This window comes from Microbacterium sp. A20 (assembly GCF_004794515.1).
In the GTDB taxonomy this organism is placed as follows: domain Bacteria; phylum Actinomycetota; class Actinomycetes; order Actinomycetales; family Microbacteriaceae; genus Microbacterium.
This window is the reverse complement of sequence record NZ_SSDF01000072.1, coordinates 65,605-79,197: the sequence shown is the minus strand read 5'-3', so window position 1 is coordinate 79,197 and position 13,593 is coordinate 65,605. Positions and strand designations below refer to the sequence as shown.

Sequence of the window (13,593 nt, the reverse complement as noted above, 5' to 3'; positions counted from 1 at the left end):
ATGGCTTTCACCAACGATGAGGTCCTCGCAGGCCTCGCAGAGCTGATCACCGACGAGACCGGCATCAACGCCTCCGAGGTCGCCCTCGAGAAGTCGTTCACCGATGACCTCGACATCGACTCCATCTCGATGATGACGATCGTCGTCAACGCCGAGGAGAAGTTCGGCGTCACCATCCCCGACGACGAGGTCAAGAACCTGAAGACCGTCGGCGACGCCGTCAACTTCATCGTCGCGGGCCAGGAGTAATCCCGGCAGGATGCCACCCCCGCACCGCGCGGGAGTGGCATCCTCCGCCCTGCCCTCTCATCCCCTTCGACGTTCGACAAGGAACCACACCCCATGACCAAGCGCATCGTCGTCACCGGCATCGGCGCCACGTCCGCCATCGGCGGCACGGCCCCGGAGAACTGGACGAACCTGCTGGCCGGCATGTCCGGCACCCGCACGCTCGAACACGACTGGGTGCAGCAGTACGAGCTGCCCGTCACCTTCGCCGCCGAGGCGATCGTGCGCCCGGAAGAGGTGCTCCCCCGCCACGAGGCCAAGCGCCTCGATCCGTCGTCGCAGTTCGCCCTCATCGCGGCCCGCGAGGCGTGGGCGGACGCCGGCTCCCCCGAAGTCGCTCCCGAGCGACTCGGCATCGACTTCGCCACCGGCATCGGCGGACTCTGGACCCTCCTGGACGCCTGGGACACGCTTCGCGAGAAGGGCCCGCGACGGGTCATGCCGCTGACGGTCCCGATGCTCATGCCGAACGCCGCTGCGGGCAACCTCTCGCTGCAGTTCGAGGCTCGCGCCTATGCGCAGACCGTCGTCAGCGCGTGCGCCTCCAGCACGGAGTCGATCATCCACGCTTTCCACCACCTGCAGGACGGCCTCGCCGACGTCGTGATCGCCGGTGGCACCGAGTCCGCGATCCACCCGATCACGATGGCCTCGTTCGCGTCGGCGCAGGCGCTGTCGCGTCGGAACGACGACCCGGCCCACGCGTCACGCCCCGGCGCGATCGACCGTGACGGGTTCGTCATGGGCGAGGGCGCAGCCGCACTGATCCTCGAGACCGAGGAGCACGCGAAGGCTCGCGGCGCCAAGATCTACGGCTACGTGCTCGGCGGCGGAGTCACAGCCGACGCGTACCACATCACCGGGAACGACCCCGAGGGCAACGGCGCAGCACGGGCCGTCACGCAGGCGCTCGAAGAGGCCGGCGTCACAGCCGACCAGGTCACCCACATCAACGCGCACGCCACGTCGACACCGGTCGGTGACCCGAATGAGTATGTCGCTCTCAAGAAGGTCTTCGGCGACCGGATCGACGAGATTCCCGTGTCGGCGACCAAGGCCTCCACCGGTCACCTGCTCGGTGGTACGGGTGCCCTGGAGGCGATCTTCTCGCTGCTCGCCCTGCGCGACCGCGTCGCTCCCCCGACCATCAACATGACCGAGCCCGACCCGGCGGTCCCGTTCCGCCTTTCCGGCGAGGCCACGCCGCTCGGCGACGGTCCGCAGATCGCGATCAGCAATTCGTTCGGGTTCGGCGGACACAACGCCGTGCTGGTCGTCGCCAGCGCGGACTGACGCTGCAGACACGAAGAGAGGCCCTCGGGATTCCGGGGGCCTCTCTTCGTGTCTGCAGGCCGTCGATCGCCCGTGACCTGGTTCCGATCGCGGTCAGGCGCGCAGCGCCCCGAGCCGGCGCGAGCGCGCTTCGCGGATGCGTGTGATGCGCGGCAGGAACCACCCGATCAGCGGGCCGACACCGAACGCGAAGAGCACCGTCCCGACGCCCACAGGACCGCCGAGGAGGAAGCCGACGAGCAGCACGCCGCCTTCGATCAGCGTGCGGACGAGCCACACCGCCCACCCGGTGCGTCGGACCAACCCGGTCATCAGGCCGTCGCGCGGACCGGGACCGAAGTCGGCGGCGATGTAGAGACCCGTTGCGAAGGCGAGGAGGAGGAGACCGAAGACGAACATGGGGGCGCCGATCCAGACCGAGGCCGGCTGCGGGATCAGGAACAGCGCGAGATCGGCACTGGGGCCGACCAGGAGCGCGTTCAGAACGGTCCCCAGCCCGACCCGCTGACGCAACGGAATCCACAGCAGCAGCACCACGATCGAGACGAGCACGGTCATCACGCCGTATCCGACTCCGGTCTGGCCGGCGAGGCCCAGCGCCAGCACGTCCCACGGCGCCACCCCGATGCCGCCGCGCACCATGAAGCCGAGCGCCACGCCATAGAGGAAGAGGCCGACGAGCAGCTGCACGAGCCTCTCGACGAGGTCACGCCGGCTGGCGGCGGCCACAGGAAGGAACACAGAGCGGAGGAGCATCCTTCCACTCTGGCCCGTCGCACCGGCTCCGAGGCGAATCCACTCGCCGCAAAGTGGCATGCGCACATCAGACCACTTTGCGCCAGGATGGAGGCATGGGATCACGACTCGTCGAGCAGCTCGGGGCGAACAATGTCGCAGGAGCGACGGCGATGACGCTGGCTGATCGCATCAGGGCACTGATCCTCGACGGTCGTCTCACGGTCGGCGAGCGTCTGCCGAGTGAACGAGCCCTCGCGCTCGAACTGCGGCGCTCGCGTTCGACCATCACTCGCGCCTACGGACTGCTCGAGACCGATGGGTATGTCTCCCGCCTACATGGAGGAAGCACCCGGGTGATGCTCCCCCACGGTCAGGATGCGGGGAGCACGGAGCCCGATGACGACGCCATCGACCTCTCGATCGCCTCGATGGATTCGACCCCCGGACTGTATGACGCAACGGTACGTTCCCTTCCCCGCCTCGCTGCCCTGCGCGGCACCAGCGGCTACTCGTTGCGAGGCCTCCCCGAACTGCGAGAGGCCGTCGCGCAGCGCTTCCGCGATCGCGGAGCCCCGACCTCCGCGGACGAGATCATCATCACCTCGGGGGCACTCAACGCGGTGAACCTGATCCTGACGGCCATCGGACGTCGAGGCGAGCGAGCGCTGGTCGAGCAGCCGACGTTCCCGCACGCGCTCGAAGCGCTGCATCGGCACGGCTACCGTTTGGTGCCCACGCCCGTCGACGTCGACGGCTGGGACACCCGCCATCTGAACGAGACACTCCTCGGGTCGCGTCCGCACATCGCATACCTCATCCCCGACTTCCACAACCCCACCGGCGCGACGCTGCCCGACGATGAGCGCTCGCGGATCGTCACGACGGCTCGGAACGTCGGCACCCACCTCATCGTCGACGAGACGACTGCAGAACTCGACATCGATCGCGGATGGACACCCGCGCCGATGGCCGCGAGCGGGCCGAACGTCATCACTGTCGGATCGATGTCGAAGATCGCCTGGGGCGGGATGCGTATCGGCTGGATCCGCGCGGAACGCTCGGTGATCGCTCGACTGCTCGCCGTGCGCCCCTCCTTCGAACTGGGTACCGCCCTGCTGGAGCAGTGCATCGCCGTGGAACTGCTCGACGACATGCCGGCACTGACGTCTCATGTCCGCCGCAGGTTGCTCGCCGGACGCGACGCGGTGGAGCGCGGCGTTTCCGGAATTCCCGGTTTCCGGATGCCGCCGACCCCGGGCGGCCTCTCGGCATGGATCGACATCGGCGCGCCACTCTCGACCTCACTGTCGCTCGCGGCGCGTGAGCGCGGTGTCATCCTGCCCCCGGGCCCCCGCTTCACCACCGGAGGAGTACTCGAACGTCGCCTGCGCATCCCCATCACCCTCCCGCCGGAGCGGACAGCCGAGGCCATGCAACGACTGGCACTGGCCTGGGACGATGTGCGCGGAGGCGCGCGGTCCCACACCGACGAGTTGCAGCACACCGCGGTCATCTGACCGGCGGCCCACCTCCGCACGACGAGGACCCCGCCTCGTTTCCGGGGCGGGGTCCTCGTCGTGCGAAGCGGGGATACGTCTTCTCAGCGTCCGGGATGATTCACCGGCATCCGATACTCACGCCTCCCCCGCTCCCGGTCTGTGGTGTCGGCTAGCCGACCTTGTGCAGCCAGACGACCCTGGCGTCGTCGCTGGCATGACGGAACGGCTCCAGCTCCTCGTCCCAGGCCGATCCCAGCGCGATGTCGAGCTCGCGCTGCAACTCGATCGCACTCCCCGCGGCGATCTCCATCGCGTAGCGGATCCGGTCCTCGCCGATGACGATGTTGCCTGCGGCATCCGTCTGCGCGTAGTGGATGCCGAGGTCGGGCGTGTGCAGCCAGCGCCCGCCATCACTGCGCGGCGTGGGGTCTTCGGTCACTTCGAACCGCAAGTGCTCCCACCCGCGGATGGAGGTCGCGAGAGCAGCACCGGTGCCGACGGGGCCGTCCCAGTAGAACTCGGCGCGCCGGGCACCTTCGAGGACGGGCTGCTCGGTCCAGTCGAAATTCACCGCACGCCCGATAGCGCGACCCACCGCCCATTCGAGGTGCGGGCAGAGCGCGCGAGGCGCAGAGTGGATGAACACCACTCCGCGTGCGTAAGCCGTCGCCATGATCTCTCCGTTTCATCAGGTGCGTCTTCCCCAACGACCTGAACCACGAAGTGGCGAGAATATGCGGTTGTGGGCCCATTCTCGCGGAGTTCGACGGAAATCACAAGCATGTGATTCCACGACGAAGGCCCCGGTCACGGGGACCGGGGCCTTCGATGTGATCAGAGGAGGATCAGGCCTCGCTCATGGCCTGCTTGACCTGCTGGCCCTTCGCCGCGTAGTAGGCCGCGCGAGCAGCATCCTTGCGCGCCTGCTCGGCGTAGCCGAACTCGAGCGTCTCCTGGTCGACCTCGTAGTTGGGGACGTCGTCGGTGCCGTGGTACTTCTCGATGTACGCGTCGAGCTCGGGGCCCGAGGTCCACGACGTGATGAGGCAGTAGCGCGGCTCGGTGCCGTTGTGCGTGGCGGCGTGCCACAGACGCTGCGTGTCGACGATGAGCTGCGCGCCGGCCGGAAGGGCGATGCGGTACTCGATGCTCGGGTCGGTGCGGTTCTCGCGCAGGACGAAGTAGCTGTCCTTGTCGTCCGTGAGGTTGAAGAAGCCGCGGACCACCCAGCCGGTGCCGTCGGGGTTCAGACGGTTGTTGTCGTCCTGGTGGAGGTTGTAGAGGCATTCGCCGTACGGGGTCGGCTGCAGCTCGATCACGCGACACCGGCCGACGTTGGCGCCGGGCTCCTGTGCGCGACGCGTCAGGTTCGGAGCCTTCTCGATCTGCGAGTCGATCCAGACGCCGTCCTTGTCGGTGCGCGGCGGCTTGTGGTTCCAGAACCCATTGCACTCGATGTCGCCGAAAGCGCTGGCGAGCGGCGCGAAGCGGGTGTCACCCGACGACTTCCAGTCGTTGTACTCGATGTCGAGCCATTCCTTGGGGTCGAGCTCCTGGTTGTAGCTGTCGAGGACGACGAATCCCTTTTCCTCGAGGGCAGCGGACTTGATGTAACCCATGATCGAGTCATGTTCCTTTCATCGGGGGCCAGCACGTTTTAACAGGCCCTGATTAGGCAAGCCTAACAGCGAAGCCCGCGAGCCCTTCGGAGGTCGGCCGTGGATAACCGAATAGACTGATCGGGGCGCCCGGCGAGTCCTCGGCACCCGTCGCTATGGGAGGACGAGACACCAGAATGAGCACCGCGACCAACGTCGAGGCGACGGCAGTCAACACGATCGAGTGGCTCGCGGCGGGTACCACCACCATCGTCGTCCCCGTCTACCAGCGGCAGTACCGCTGGGACATCGGCGGGTGCGAACGCCTCCTCTCCGACATCCGCGCCGTCGCGCGGGAGGACGACGCACACCGCCACTTCATCGGCTCGATCCTCTCCGCCGAAGACGGCACATCGGCCGATTCCGACCTGATCCTCATCGACGGCCAGCAGCGCATCACCACGCTGATGCTGCTGGTCGCCGCGCTGCACCACTCGGTCCGCGACACCGATGCCGCCCTCGCAGCTGCGCTGGAACGGGTTCTCGTCCGCGCCGACTCACCCGGCCGCACCAAGCTGCGTCCGCACGATGCGTGGGCCGACCTGTACGAGTCCGTCGTGCTCGACCGTCGGGACGACGCCGATCGCGAGTCCCGCTTCGACGACAACTACGCCTTCTTCCGCAGCCAGATCCACGTGGATGAGGTCCCGCTCATCTGGCGCGGGCTGCAGAAGCTCGAGCACGTGTCGATCACTCTCGGAGCCCAGGCGAACGCCCAGCAGATCTTCGAGAGCCTGAACTCGACGGGTGAGCCGCTGCGCGACCACGAACTCATCCACAACTACATCCTGATGGGGCTCAGCCACGCGGAGCAGGTCGATGTCGAAGCCCGCTTCTGGGTGCCGATCGAGCACCACACCGGTGAGGCCATCGGCGCTTTCTGGCGGCACTATCTCGTGCTCGTCACGGGCCGGGAGGTGGCCGCGAACGGCGAGCACGGCGTGTACAGCGCGTTCCGGCAGTCGTTCCCCCGCGTCGACGTCGCCCACCTGCAGGCGGATGCGGCCGAGTGGCGCCACTACGCCGAGGTGTACGGCATCCTCCTCGATCCCTCGCGGGAGAAGGATCCCGAGATCGCGCGACAGCTGCGACACGTCAACACCTTCGGGCGCTCGTCGTACCCCCTCGTGATGAGCGTCTACAGCGACCACGCCCGGGGAGTGATCGATCGCGTCGAGCTCATCGAGACGCTGGAGTGGATCCAGGCCCTGTACCTCCGCCGCGCGCTGGTCAACCTTCCTGCCGAACGGCTCATCGCCCGACTCTGCCGGGCACGACGCGAGGGTCGTGATTCGCTCGCGCGCGCCTTCGCCCGCATCACCCCCTCCGACGAGCGCGTGAGCGCCGTGCTGAAGTACAGCGAACTCCCCCACCCCGCGTACGTGCTCGGCCGCCTGGAGGGCGTCGACGACGTAGACGGGTTCGACGTCGAGCACATCGTGCCCACCGTCCCCGGCGACGCCTGGTCGGGCGATGGAGAGCGCCCCTGGAGCGACTACGCCGAGGACGAGCAGAACAGCCACCGGGCGCTCGCCCCGACTCTCGGCAACCTGACCCTGCTCGAGCAGCCACTCACCGAGCGCGTTTTCGGCGCCTCGTTCCCGGTCAAGCGCGCAGAGGCATACGCCCGCAGCGCGGTGCCCGCGACCCGCGAGCTGTCCGAGGTCGCCGCGTGGAACACGGCCGCGATCACGCAACGCACGGTCGCGCTCACGTCCGACCTGATCCGCATCTGGGCGCGTCCCGCGCTGCCGGAGATCGACGACGACGGTCTGACCCCGATCCTGGATGCCGTGCGCCGGCGCGGCTGGCCCACCGGCTGGGAACGCGAGTTCGACTACGTCGAGTACCGCGGTGAGCGGTGGGAGGTGCCCGACGTGAAGTATCTCTTCAACCGGGTGTTCCGGCGCGCATGGACCGACACGAGGGCCGCTGCACTCGCCTACTGCGCCGCCCACGGCGGACCGATCTACCAGGACATGGCCTGGAAGGGCCAGTGGGACGAGCTCGACGAATCCCACTTCCTCTACATGGGCTGGGACTCCAACTACATGATGACCGCCGTGCAGGGGGTGCTCGAGGAGTCGGGCATCGCCTCGGAGGTCTTCGTCAAATACTCCTACATCGGGAATGTGATGTGACCATGACCACCGTCGTCCGCCAGCTGCTGGATCTCACCGTCGAAGAGCACACGCTCACCGTCCCGCTCGTCTGGGACGACGCCGCCGACTCCCGCACCATCGACATCTTCGCGCGCGTGGTCGCCCGCGAAGGCGGTGAGGCCCTCCCCTATCTGGTCTTCCTGCAGGGCGGACCGGGGCACGAGGCTCCCCGCCCGTTCCACTCTTCGACATCGCCGGCCTGGCTGGATGAAGCCCTCGCCCACTACCGCCTGGTGCTCCTCGATCAGCGCGGCACGGGGCAATCGACCCCGGTCGGCGATCACGATCTCGCCCGCGGCGCCGAGGCCGTGGCCGAGCACCTGACCCATCTCCGCGCCGACTCGATCGTGCGTGACTGCGAGGCGATCCGCGAACACCTGGGTGCTGCCACCTGGAGCGTGCTCGGGCAGTCCTTCGGCGGTTTCACGACGCTGGCCTACCTCTCGACGGACGCGTCCTCGTTGCAGGACGTCTTCATCACGGGAGGCCTCAGCGCGATCGGGCGACACCCCGATGATGTGTATGCGCTCTGCTACGAGAAGATGCGCACGGCGTCCGAGCGGTACTACCGTCGATTCCCGGAGCACCGCGACGCCATGCGACGGCTCGTCGACCTGGTGGATGCCGGCGACATCGTGCTCCCCGACGGCGAGGTCGTGTCCCGATCGCGGTTGCGGTCGATGGGCTCGGCCCTCGGCACGAACGACGGCTGGCAGACCGTCTGGTCACTGCTCGAGCGCGATCCCGCCTCCAATGCCTTCCGGTACGACCTGATGCACGCGATGCCCTTCGACGGCCGCAATCCGCTGTACTTCGCGTTCCACGAGTCCAGCTATGCCGACGGCCACGCCACGCGATGGTCGGCCGAGCGCACGGAGCCCTCCGACTTCCGCGACGACCCGACGCTCTTCACCGGTGAGCACATCCGGCGCGAGTGGACCGAGACGGTCCCCGCGTTCCAGCCGTGGCGCGACGTCACCCTCGCGCTCGCGGAGCACGAATGGCCGAGCATCTACGACGCGGAGGCGATCGCCGCGTCCGGGGCGACAGGCGCCGCCGCCGTCTACGTCGACGACGTGTACGTGCCGATGGAGTTCTCCCTCGAGACGGCACGCCTGCTCCCCGACGTGAAGCTCTGGGTGACCAGCGAGCACGAGCATAACGGGCTGCGCTCGGGGCCGGTGCTGTCGCGCCTCATCGACCTCGCACAGGGCCGCCGCATCCGCTGAGCATGTCCACCCTGAGGGGGATGGACTCTCGCTGAATCTGGCTTACGCTATCGTCATGAACGAGGTGTTCGGCTGGACCTATGTGGCGATCGTCCTCATCGCAGGGCCGGGTCTCGTCGCCTTCGGCATCGCGCACACGTTCTCCCGGAAGCCCGTAGAAGAGAAGTACGACGGCGCAGGCGGCGGGTTCGGCGGCTCCTTCGATGCGATCTGGATGCCGTCAGCATATGAGGCCGCGCTCGAGCGCGACCGGCAGACGCAGCGGACGGCGCCGGCGCCCTCGCCCGGTGACCCGCCGAGCCGCATCGACGCCGGCCGCATCGTCATCGACGTCTGAGACCACCAGCCGAAGCGCCAGACGAACGAAGAAGGCCCCACGCTCCGAGGAGCATGGGGCCTTCTTCGTGGCAGTCGTTACTTGGACGAGCCGCCGAAGCCCTTGAAGCGCTGGTTGAACTTCTCGACGCGGCCGGCCGAGTCCATGATGCGCTGCTTGCCCGTGTAGAACGGGTGCGACGCGGACGAGATCTCGACATCGATGACGGGGTACTCCACGCCGTCCAGCTCGATGGTCTTGTCGCCGGTCACGGTCGAACGGGTGAGGAACGTCTCGCCCGAGCCGAGGTCGCGGAACACGACAGCCTTGTACTCGGGGTGAATGTCAGTCTTCATGGGATTCCTTAGTTGCTGCCCTGGATTGTGCCAGGGACGAGGGAAGTCTGCGGTGCGGAAGCACCAAGGGTCGATTCTATCAGACCTGGATCAGGATGCTGCGCGGGCGGCGTAGCGGCCGTCTTCACTGCTGAGCACGATCGGCATGCCGAACGTGTCGGTGAGCGCCTCGGCCGTGAGCGTTTGGGCGATCGGTCCGGCCGCGACGATCGCGCCGTCGCGAATCAGCATCACGTGCGTGAAGCCCACCGGGATCTCCTCGACGTGGTGCGTCACCATCAGCATCGCAGGCGTCGTCGGCGAGGACGCGTACCCGCTGAGCAGCGCCAGCAGCTCTTCACGCGACCCGAGATCGAGCGAGGCGGTCGGCTCGTCGAGCAGCAGGAGTTCCGGGTCGGTCATCACGGCGCGCGCGATCTGCACGCGCTTCTGCTCGCCGTCACTCAGCGTGCCGAACGTGCGGTCCGCCAGGTGGTCGAGGCGCCAGTCCGCGAGGACGCGGAGCGCGCGGCGCTCGTCGATGTCCTCATAGTTCTCGTTCCAGCGACCGAGCACCGAGTACGCCGCGGTGAGCACGGTGTTGAGCACCGTCTCGTCACGGGGAACGCGCTTGGCCATCGCGGACGACGCGAAGCCGATGCGCGGGCGCACCTCGAACACGTCGGTACGACCCAGGGTCTCCCCCAGCACGGTGACGGTACCGGAGGTCGGGTGCATGAGCGTGTCGGCCAGCTGCAGGAGCGTGGTCTTGCCCGCCCCGTTCGGTCCGAGGATCACCCATCGCTGATCGTCGTCGACCTCCCAGGTCACGTGATCGATGATGTTGCGTCCTTCACGGCGCACGACGACGTCGGTGAATTCCAGAGCGCTCGGCATGGTTCCAGCCTATCGGCTCAGGCGGTGAGCTCCGCGTAGAGCGCGCGCGTCGTCTCCGCGATGGCGGACCAGCTGAAGTCGTCCCGTGCGCGCTCGCGTCCGGCTTCGCCGTAGGCCCGCGCCCGCTCAGGATCCATGGCCACCTCGGTGAGCACGGCAGCCAGATCCGCCACGTAGCGCTCCGGATCCACCGGCGTACCGGTGCCGTCCTGCAGCTGTTCGATCGGCACGAGCCGACCCGTGACACCGTCGGAAACGACCTCGGGGATGCCCCCGGTCGCGGTGCCGACGACCGCCGCACCGCACGCCATCGCCTCGAGGTTCACGATGCCGAGCGGTTCATAGACGGAGGGGCACACGAACGTGGTCGCGGCGGTGAGGATCGCCGACAGCTCATCGCGCGGCAGCATCCGCTCGACCCAGATCACGCCGTCCCGCGTCTCCTGCAGCAGCCGCACTCCCTCCTGCACCTCGGCCATGATCTCCGGGGTGTCCGGGGCCCCGGCACACAGCACCAGCTGCACCTCGGGCGGAAGGAGTCGGGCGGCCTGCAGCAGATACGGCAGCCCCTTCTGCCGCGTGATCCGACCGACGAACACCACCGACGGTCGCGCGGGGTCCATCCCGATCGACTGGAGGAAGGCCGCGTCCTGCACCGGACGCCAGCGCTCGACGTCGATGCCGTTGTGGATCACGCGGACCTTCGCAGGATCGACCTGGGGGTAGCTGCGGAGGATGTCGGCGCGCATGCCGGCGCTCACCGCGATCACAGCGGCGGCGTTCTCGTACGCGAGGCGCTCGATGCCGCTGGAGATCGCGTACCCGCCGCCCAGCTGCTCGGCCTTCCACGGACGGAGCGGCTCCAGGCTGTGTGCCGTGAGCACATGCGGGATGCCGTGCAGCTGCGAGGCGAGGTGACCGGCGAAGTTGGCGTACCAGGTGTGACTGTGCACGAGGTCGGCGTCGGCGATGGCGGAAACGATCTCGAGATCCGTGCCCAGAGTCTGCAGCGCCGGGTTCGCTCCGGCGAGCTCCGCGGGCGTGCGATAGGCGAAGGTATCGGGCTCGTCGCGCGTCGCGCCGAACGCGCGCACCCGCACGTCGACGTGCTCTCGAAGCGCGGCGACGAGTTCCGCGACATGCACTCCGGCACCGCCGTAGACCTCGGGCGGGTACTCCTTCGTGATCATTTCGACTCGCATGTCTGAACGCTAGTACAGCGGCCGCGAACGCATCTATGGTGGAGCCATGTCCGCTCCAAAGAAGGTCTTCGGGATCATCCTCGCCGGCGGCGAGGGCAAGCGCCTCATGCCGCTCACGGCGGATCGCGCGAAACCCGCAGTGCCCTTCGGCGGACAGTACCGATTGATCGACTTCGCGATCTCCAACCTCATCAACTCCGGGCTCCGGCAGATCGTCGTGCTGACGCAGTACAAGTCGCACAGCCTCGACCGGCACATCTCGCAGACATGGCGCATGTCGGCACTCCTCGACTCGTACGTGACCTCGGTCCCCGCGCAGCAGAGACTCGGCAAGCGATGGTTCTCCGGATCCGCCGATGCGATCCTGCAGAGCATGAACCTGATCAACGACGAGAAGCCCGACATCGTCGTGGTCATCGGCGCCGACCACGTGTACCGCATGGACTTCCGGCAGATGCTCGAGGCGCACATCGAATCCGGTGCGAAGGCGACGGTCGCCGGCATCCGTCAGCCCCTCGCGCTGGCTTCGCAGTTCGGGGTGATCGACGCCGACGCCGAATCCGGGCGCATCAAGCAGTTCCTGGAGAAGCCGACCGACATCGCCGGCCTCGAGGACTCCCCGCACGAGGTGCTGGCCTCGATGGGCAACTACATCTTCGACGCCGACGCGCTCATCGCCGCCGTCGAGGCCGACGGCGAGTCGCCGACATCCGGGCACGACATGGGCGGCGACATCGTCCCGTACTTCGTCGACCGCGGCGAGGCCGGCTACTACGACATGAAGCAGAACGACGTCCCCGGGTCTTCGCCGCGCGATCGCTCGTACTGGCGAGATGTGGGGACCATCGACTCGTTCTTCGACGCGCACCGCGACCTGATCTCGACTCTGCCCGTGTTCAATCTCTACAACATGGAGTGGCCGATCCACTCGCAGGCGGTCAATTCCCCGCCCGCGAAGTTCGTGCGCGACTCGGTCGGCCGCATCGGCAACGCGATCGACTCGATCGTCTCGCTCGGGTCGGTGCTGTCCGGCACCCACCTGGAGCGCAGCGTGGTCGGCCCCTGGACGCTCGCCGGCGGCGGTTCGACAATCACGGACTCCGTCGTCTTCGACCACGTCCACGTGGGGCAGGGTGCGCGCATCCACCGGGCGATCCTCGACAAGAACGTGGTGCTGGCCGACGGGGCCACGGTGGGCGTCGACCGCGAGCGGGACCTCGCACGGGGTTTCACCGTGACGGAGTCCGGCATCACGGTCGTCGGCAAGGGCGTCTTCATCGAGCGCTGACGGCGTCACGCGGCGCGTCGGACCGCCCGGTGATCGATAGGCTCGACGGGTGACCGCCGCGCGCTTCCTCGTCGTCCTCGATGCCGATTCCACCCTGATCCGCAACGAGGTGATCGAGCTGCTCGCCGATGAGGCAGGTCGCCGCGCGGAGGTGCAGGCGGCCACCGAGGCGGCGATGCGCGGCGAGGTCGACTTCGCCGCGAGCCTCCGCTCCCGCGTCGCCGCCCTCCAGGGCGTACCGGTCGCCGCGTTCGAGCGGGTGCGTGCACGGATCGAACCGACGCCCGGAGTGCACGAGCTCACCGCGGCCGTCCACGACCGCGGCGGCGTCGTCGGAGTCGTATCCGGGGGCTTCCACGAGATCCTCGACGACGTCGCGCCGGGGCTGGGCGTCGACCGATGGCGCGCCAACCGTCTCGAGATCGCCGACGGGGAACTCACCGGTCGCGTCGACGGCGGCATCGTCGACGGGGCGGCCAAGGCCACTTCGCTCCAGGAATGGGCGGCGGAACTCGGCGTGCCCCCGCACGCGACGATCGCGATCGGCGACGGGGCGAACGACCTGCAGATGATGGCGGTCGCCGGACTCGGTCTGGCCTTCAACGCCAAGCCCGCCGTCCGCGAGGCCGCGAGTCTCGTCATCGGACCGCAGGACCTGTCCGAGGTCATCGCACTCCTGCCGTAGTCC

The 13,593-nt window shown here is 68.0% G+C and carries 14 protein-coding genes; 8 read left to right on the top strand and 6 right to left on the bottom strand.

Features of this window, described 5'->3' with window-relative positions:
* A complete protein-coding gene (locus DW298_RS08760) occupies nucleotides 1-249 on the top strand; it encodes an acyl carrier protein (RefSeq protein WP_017202249.1) in 249 nt (82 codons plus the stop codon).
* A gap of 93 nt (nucleotides 250-342) precedes the next feature.
* Nucleotides 343-1,581 (top strand): beta-ketoacyl-[acyl-carrier-protein] synthase family protein, encoded by a 1,239-nt coding sequence (locus DW298_RS08755; protein ID WP_091036792.1) that lies wholly within the window; start codon nucleotides 343-345, stop codon nucleotides 1,579-1,581.
* Between the two features lie 93 nt (nucleotides 1,582-1,674).
* Here the strand turns inward: DW298_RS08755 and DW298_RS08750 are convergent, their stop codons facing one another.
* Complete coding sequence (locus DW298_RS08750; protein WP_136042064.1) at nucleotides 1,675-2,337, bottom strand: hypothetical protein; 663 nt, start codon at nucleotides 2,335-2,337, stop codon at nucleotides 1,675-1,677.
* Nucleotides 2,338-2,432: 95 nt separating this feature from the next.
* Here DW298_RS08750 and DW298_RS08745 point away from each other — a divergent pair, with 95 nt between their 5' ends.
* Complete coding sequence (locus tag DW298_RS08745) at nucleotides 2,433-3,836, top strand: PLP-dependent aminotransferase family protein (protein ID WP_136042063.1); 1,404 nt, start codon at nucleotides 2,433-2,435, stop codon at nucleotides 3,834-3,836.
* A gap of 151 nt (nucleotides 3,837-3,987) precedes the next feature.
* Here DW298_RS08745 and DW298_RS08740 read toward each other — a convergent pair whose 3' ends face one another.
* Both DW298_RS08740 and DW298_RS08735 read right to left on the bottom strand, forming a co-directional pair.
* Entirely contained in the window at nucleotides 3,988-4,491 is a 504-nt protein-coding gene (locus DW298_RS08740) for a DUF3145 domain-containing protein (protein ID WP_136042062.1), read from the bottom strand.
* 172 nt (nucleotides 4,492-4,663) lie between these two features.
* The gene (locus tag DW298_RS08735) at nucleotides 4,664-5,437 is read right to left on the bottom strand and encodes a hypothetical protein (protein WP_136042061.1); all 774 of its coding nucleotides are present in this window, start codon (nucleotides 5,435-5,437) and stop codon (nucleotides 4,664-4,666) included.
* Between the two features lie 176 nt (nucleotides 5,438-5,613).
* Between DW298_RS08735 and DW298_RS08730 the strand changes: the two genes are divergently transcribed.
* The 3 genes from DW298_RS08730 to DW298_RS08720 are packed head-to-tail and all read left to right on the top strand — an operon-like array spanning nucleotide 5,614 to nucleotide 9,204.
* Nucleotides 5,614-7,617: a DUF262 domain-containing protein gene (locus DW298_RS08730; protein ID WP_136042060.1), complete on the top strand. Its 2,004-nt coding sequence runs from the start codon at nucleotides 5,614-5,616 to the stop codon at nucleotides 7,615-7,617.
* Nucleotides 7,614-8,867 (top strand): alpha/beta fold hydrolase, encoded by a 1,254-nt coding sequence (locus tag DW298_RS08725; protein WP_136042059.1) that lies wholly within the window; start codon nucleotides 7,614-7,616, stop codon nucleotides 8,865-8,867. Before DW298_RS08730 ends, DW298_RS08725 begins: the two co-directional genes overlap by 4 nt.
* A 55-nt stretch (nucleotides 8,868-8,922) precedes the next feature.
* Nucleotides 8,923-9,204 carry a hypothetical protein gene (locus DW298_RS08720; protein ID WP_136042058.1) on the top strand — a complete coding sequence of 94 codons (282 nt, stop codon included), beginning with the start codon at nucleotides 8,923-8,925 and terminating at the stop codon, nucleotides 9,202-9,204.
* Nucleotides 9,205-9,281: 77 nt separating this feature from the next.
* On the opposite strand, the gene DW298_RS08715 is transcribed toward DW298_RS08720, so the two are convergent.
* The 3 genes from DW298_RS08715 to glgA form a co-directional block, all read right to left on the bottom strand.
* Nucleotides 9,282-9,539, bottom strand: coding sequence for a type B 50S ribosomal protein L31 (locus tag DW298_RS08715; RefSeq protein WP_028501712.1), 258 nt, complete (start codon nucleotides 9,537-9,539; stop codon nucleotides 9,282-9,284).
* Nucleotides 9,540-9,629: 90 nt separating this feature from the next.
* On the bottom strand, nucleotides 9,630-10,415 hold the full coding sequence (locus DW298_RS08710; protein WP_136042057.1) for an ABC transporter ATP-binding protein: 786 nt from the start codon (nucleotides 10,413-10,415) through the stop codon (nucleotides 9,630-9,632).
* Between the two features lie 17 nt (nucleotides 10,416-10,432).
* Nucleotides 10,433-11,617 (bottom strand): glycogen synthase, encoded by a 1,185-nt coding sequence (gene glgA / locus DW298_RS08705; protein ID WP_136042056.1) that lies wholly within the window; start codon nucleotides 11,615-11,617, stop codon nucleotides 10,433-10,435.
* Between the two features lie 46 nt (nucleotides 11,618-11,663).
* Here glgA and glgC point away from each other — a divergent pair, with 46 nt between their 5' ends.
* Both glgC and serB read left to right on the top strand, forming a co-directional pair.
* The gene (gene glgC / locus DW298_RS08700; RefSeq protein ID WP_136042055.1) at nucleotides 11,664-12,905 is read left to right on the top strand and encodes a glucose-1-phosphate adenylyltransferase; all 1,242 of its coding nucleotides are present in this window, start codon (nucleotides 11,664-11,666) and stop codon (nucleotides 12,903-12,905) included.
* Nucleotides 12,906-12,954: 49 nt separating this feature from the next.
* Nucleotides 12,955-13,590 (top strand): phosphoserine phosphatase SerB, encoded by a 636-nt coding sequence (gene serB / locus DW298_RS08695; protein WP_136042054.1) that lies wholly within the window; start codon nucleotides 12,955-12,957, stop codon nucleotides 13,588-13,590.
* Nucleotides 13,591-13,593 lie beyond the last annotated feature (3 nt).

Coding starts and splice junctions, on each gene's coding strand:
- DW298_RS08760 (WP_017202249.1), top strand. CDS start 1: ATGGCTTTCACCAACGATGAGGTCCTCGCAGGCCTCGCAGAGCTGATC.
- DW298_RS08755 (WP_091036792.1), top strand. CDS start 343: ATGACCAAGCGCATCGTCGTCACCGGCATCGGCGCCACGTCCGCCATC.
- DW298_RS08750 (WP_136042064.1), bottom strand. CDS start 2,337: ATGCTCCTCCGCTCTGTGTTCCTTCCTGTGGCCGCCGCCAGCCGGCGT.
- DW298_RS08745 (WP_136042063.1), top strand. CDS start 2,433: ATGGGATCACGACTCGTCGAGCAGCTCGGGGCGAACAATGTCGCAGGA.
- DW298_RS08740 (WP_136042062.1), bottom strand. CDS start 4,491: ATGGCGACGGCTTACGCACGCGGAGTGGTGTTCATCCACTCTGCGCCT.
- DW298_RS08735 (WP_136042061.1), bottom strand. CDS start 5,437: ATGGGTTACATCAAGTCCGCTGCCCTCGAGGAAAAGGGATTCGTCGTC.
- DW298_RS08730 (WP_136042060.1), top strand. CDS start 5,614: ATGAGCACCGCGACCAACGTCGAGGCGACGGCAGTCAACACGATCGAG.
- DW298_RS08720 (WP_136042058.1), top strand. CDS start 8,923: ATGAACGAGGTGTTCGGCTGGACCTATGTGGCGATCGTCCTCATCGCA.
- DW298_RS08715 (WP_028501712.1), bottom strand. CDS start 9,539: ATGAAGACTGACATTCACCCCGAGTACAAGGCTGTCGTGTTCCGCGAC.
- DW298_RS08710 (WP_136042057.1), bottom strand. CDS start 10,415: ATGCCGAGCGCTCTGGAATTCACCGACGTCGTCGTGCGCCGTGAAGGA.
- glgA (WP_136042056.1), bottom strand. CDS start 11,617: ATGCGAGTCGAAATGATCACGAAGGAGTACCCGCCCGAGGTCTACGGC.
- glgC (WP_136042055.1), top strand. CDS start 11,664: ATGTCCGCTCCAAAGAAGGTCTTCGGGATCATCCTCGCCGGCGGCGAG.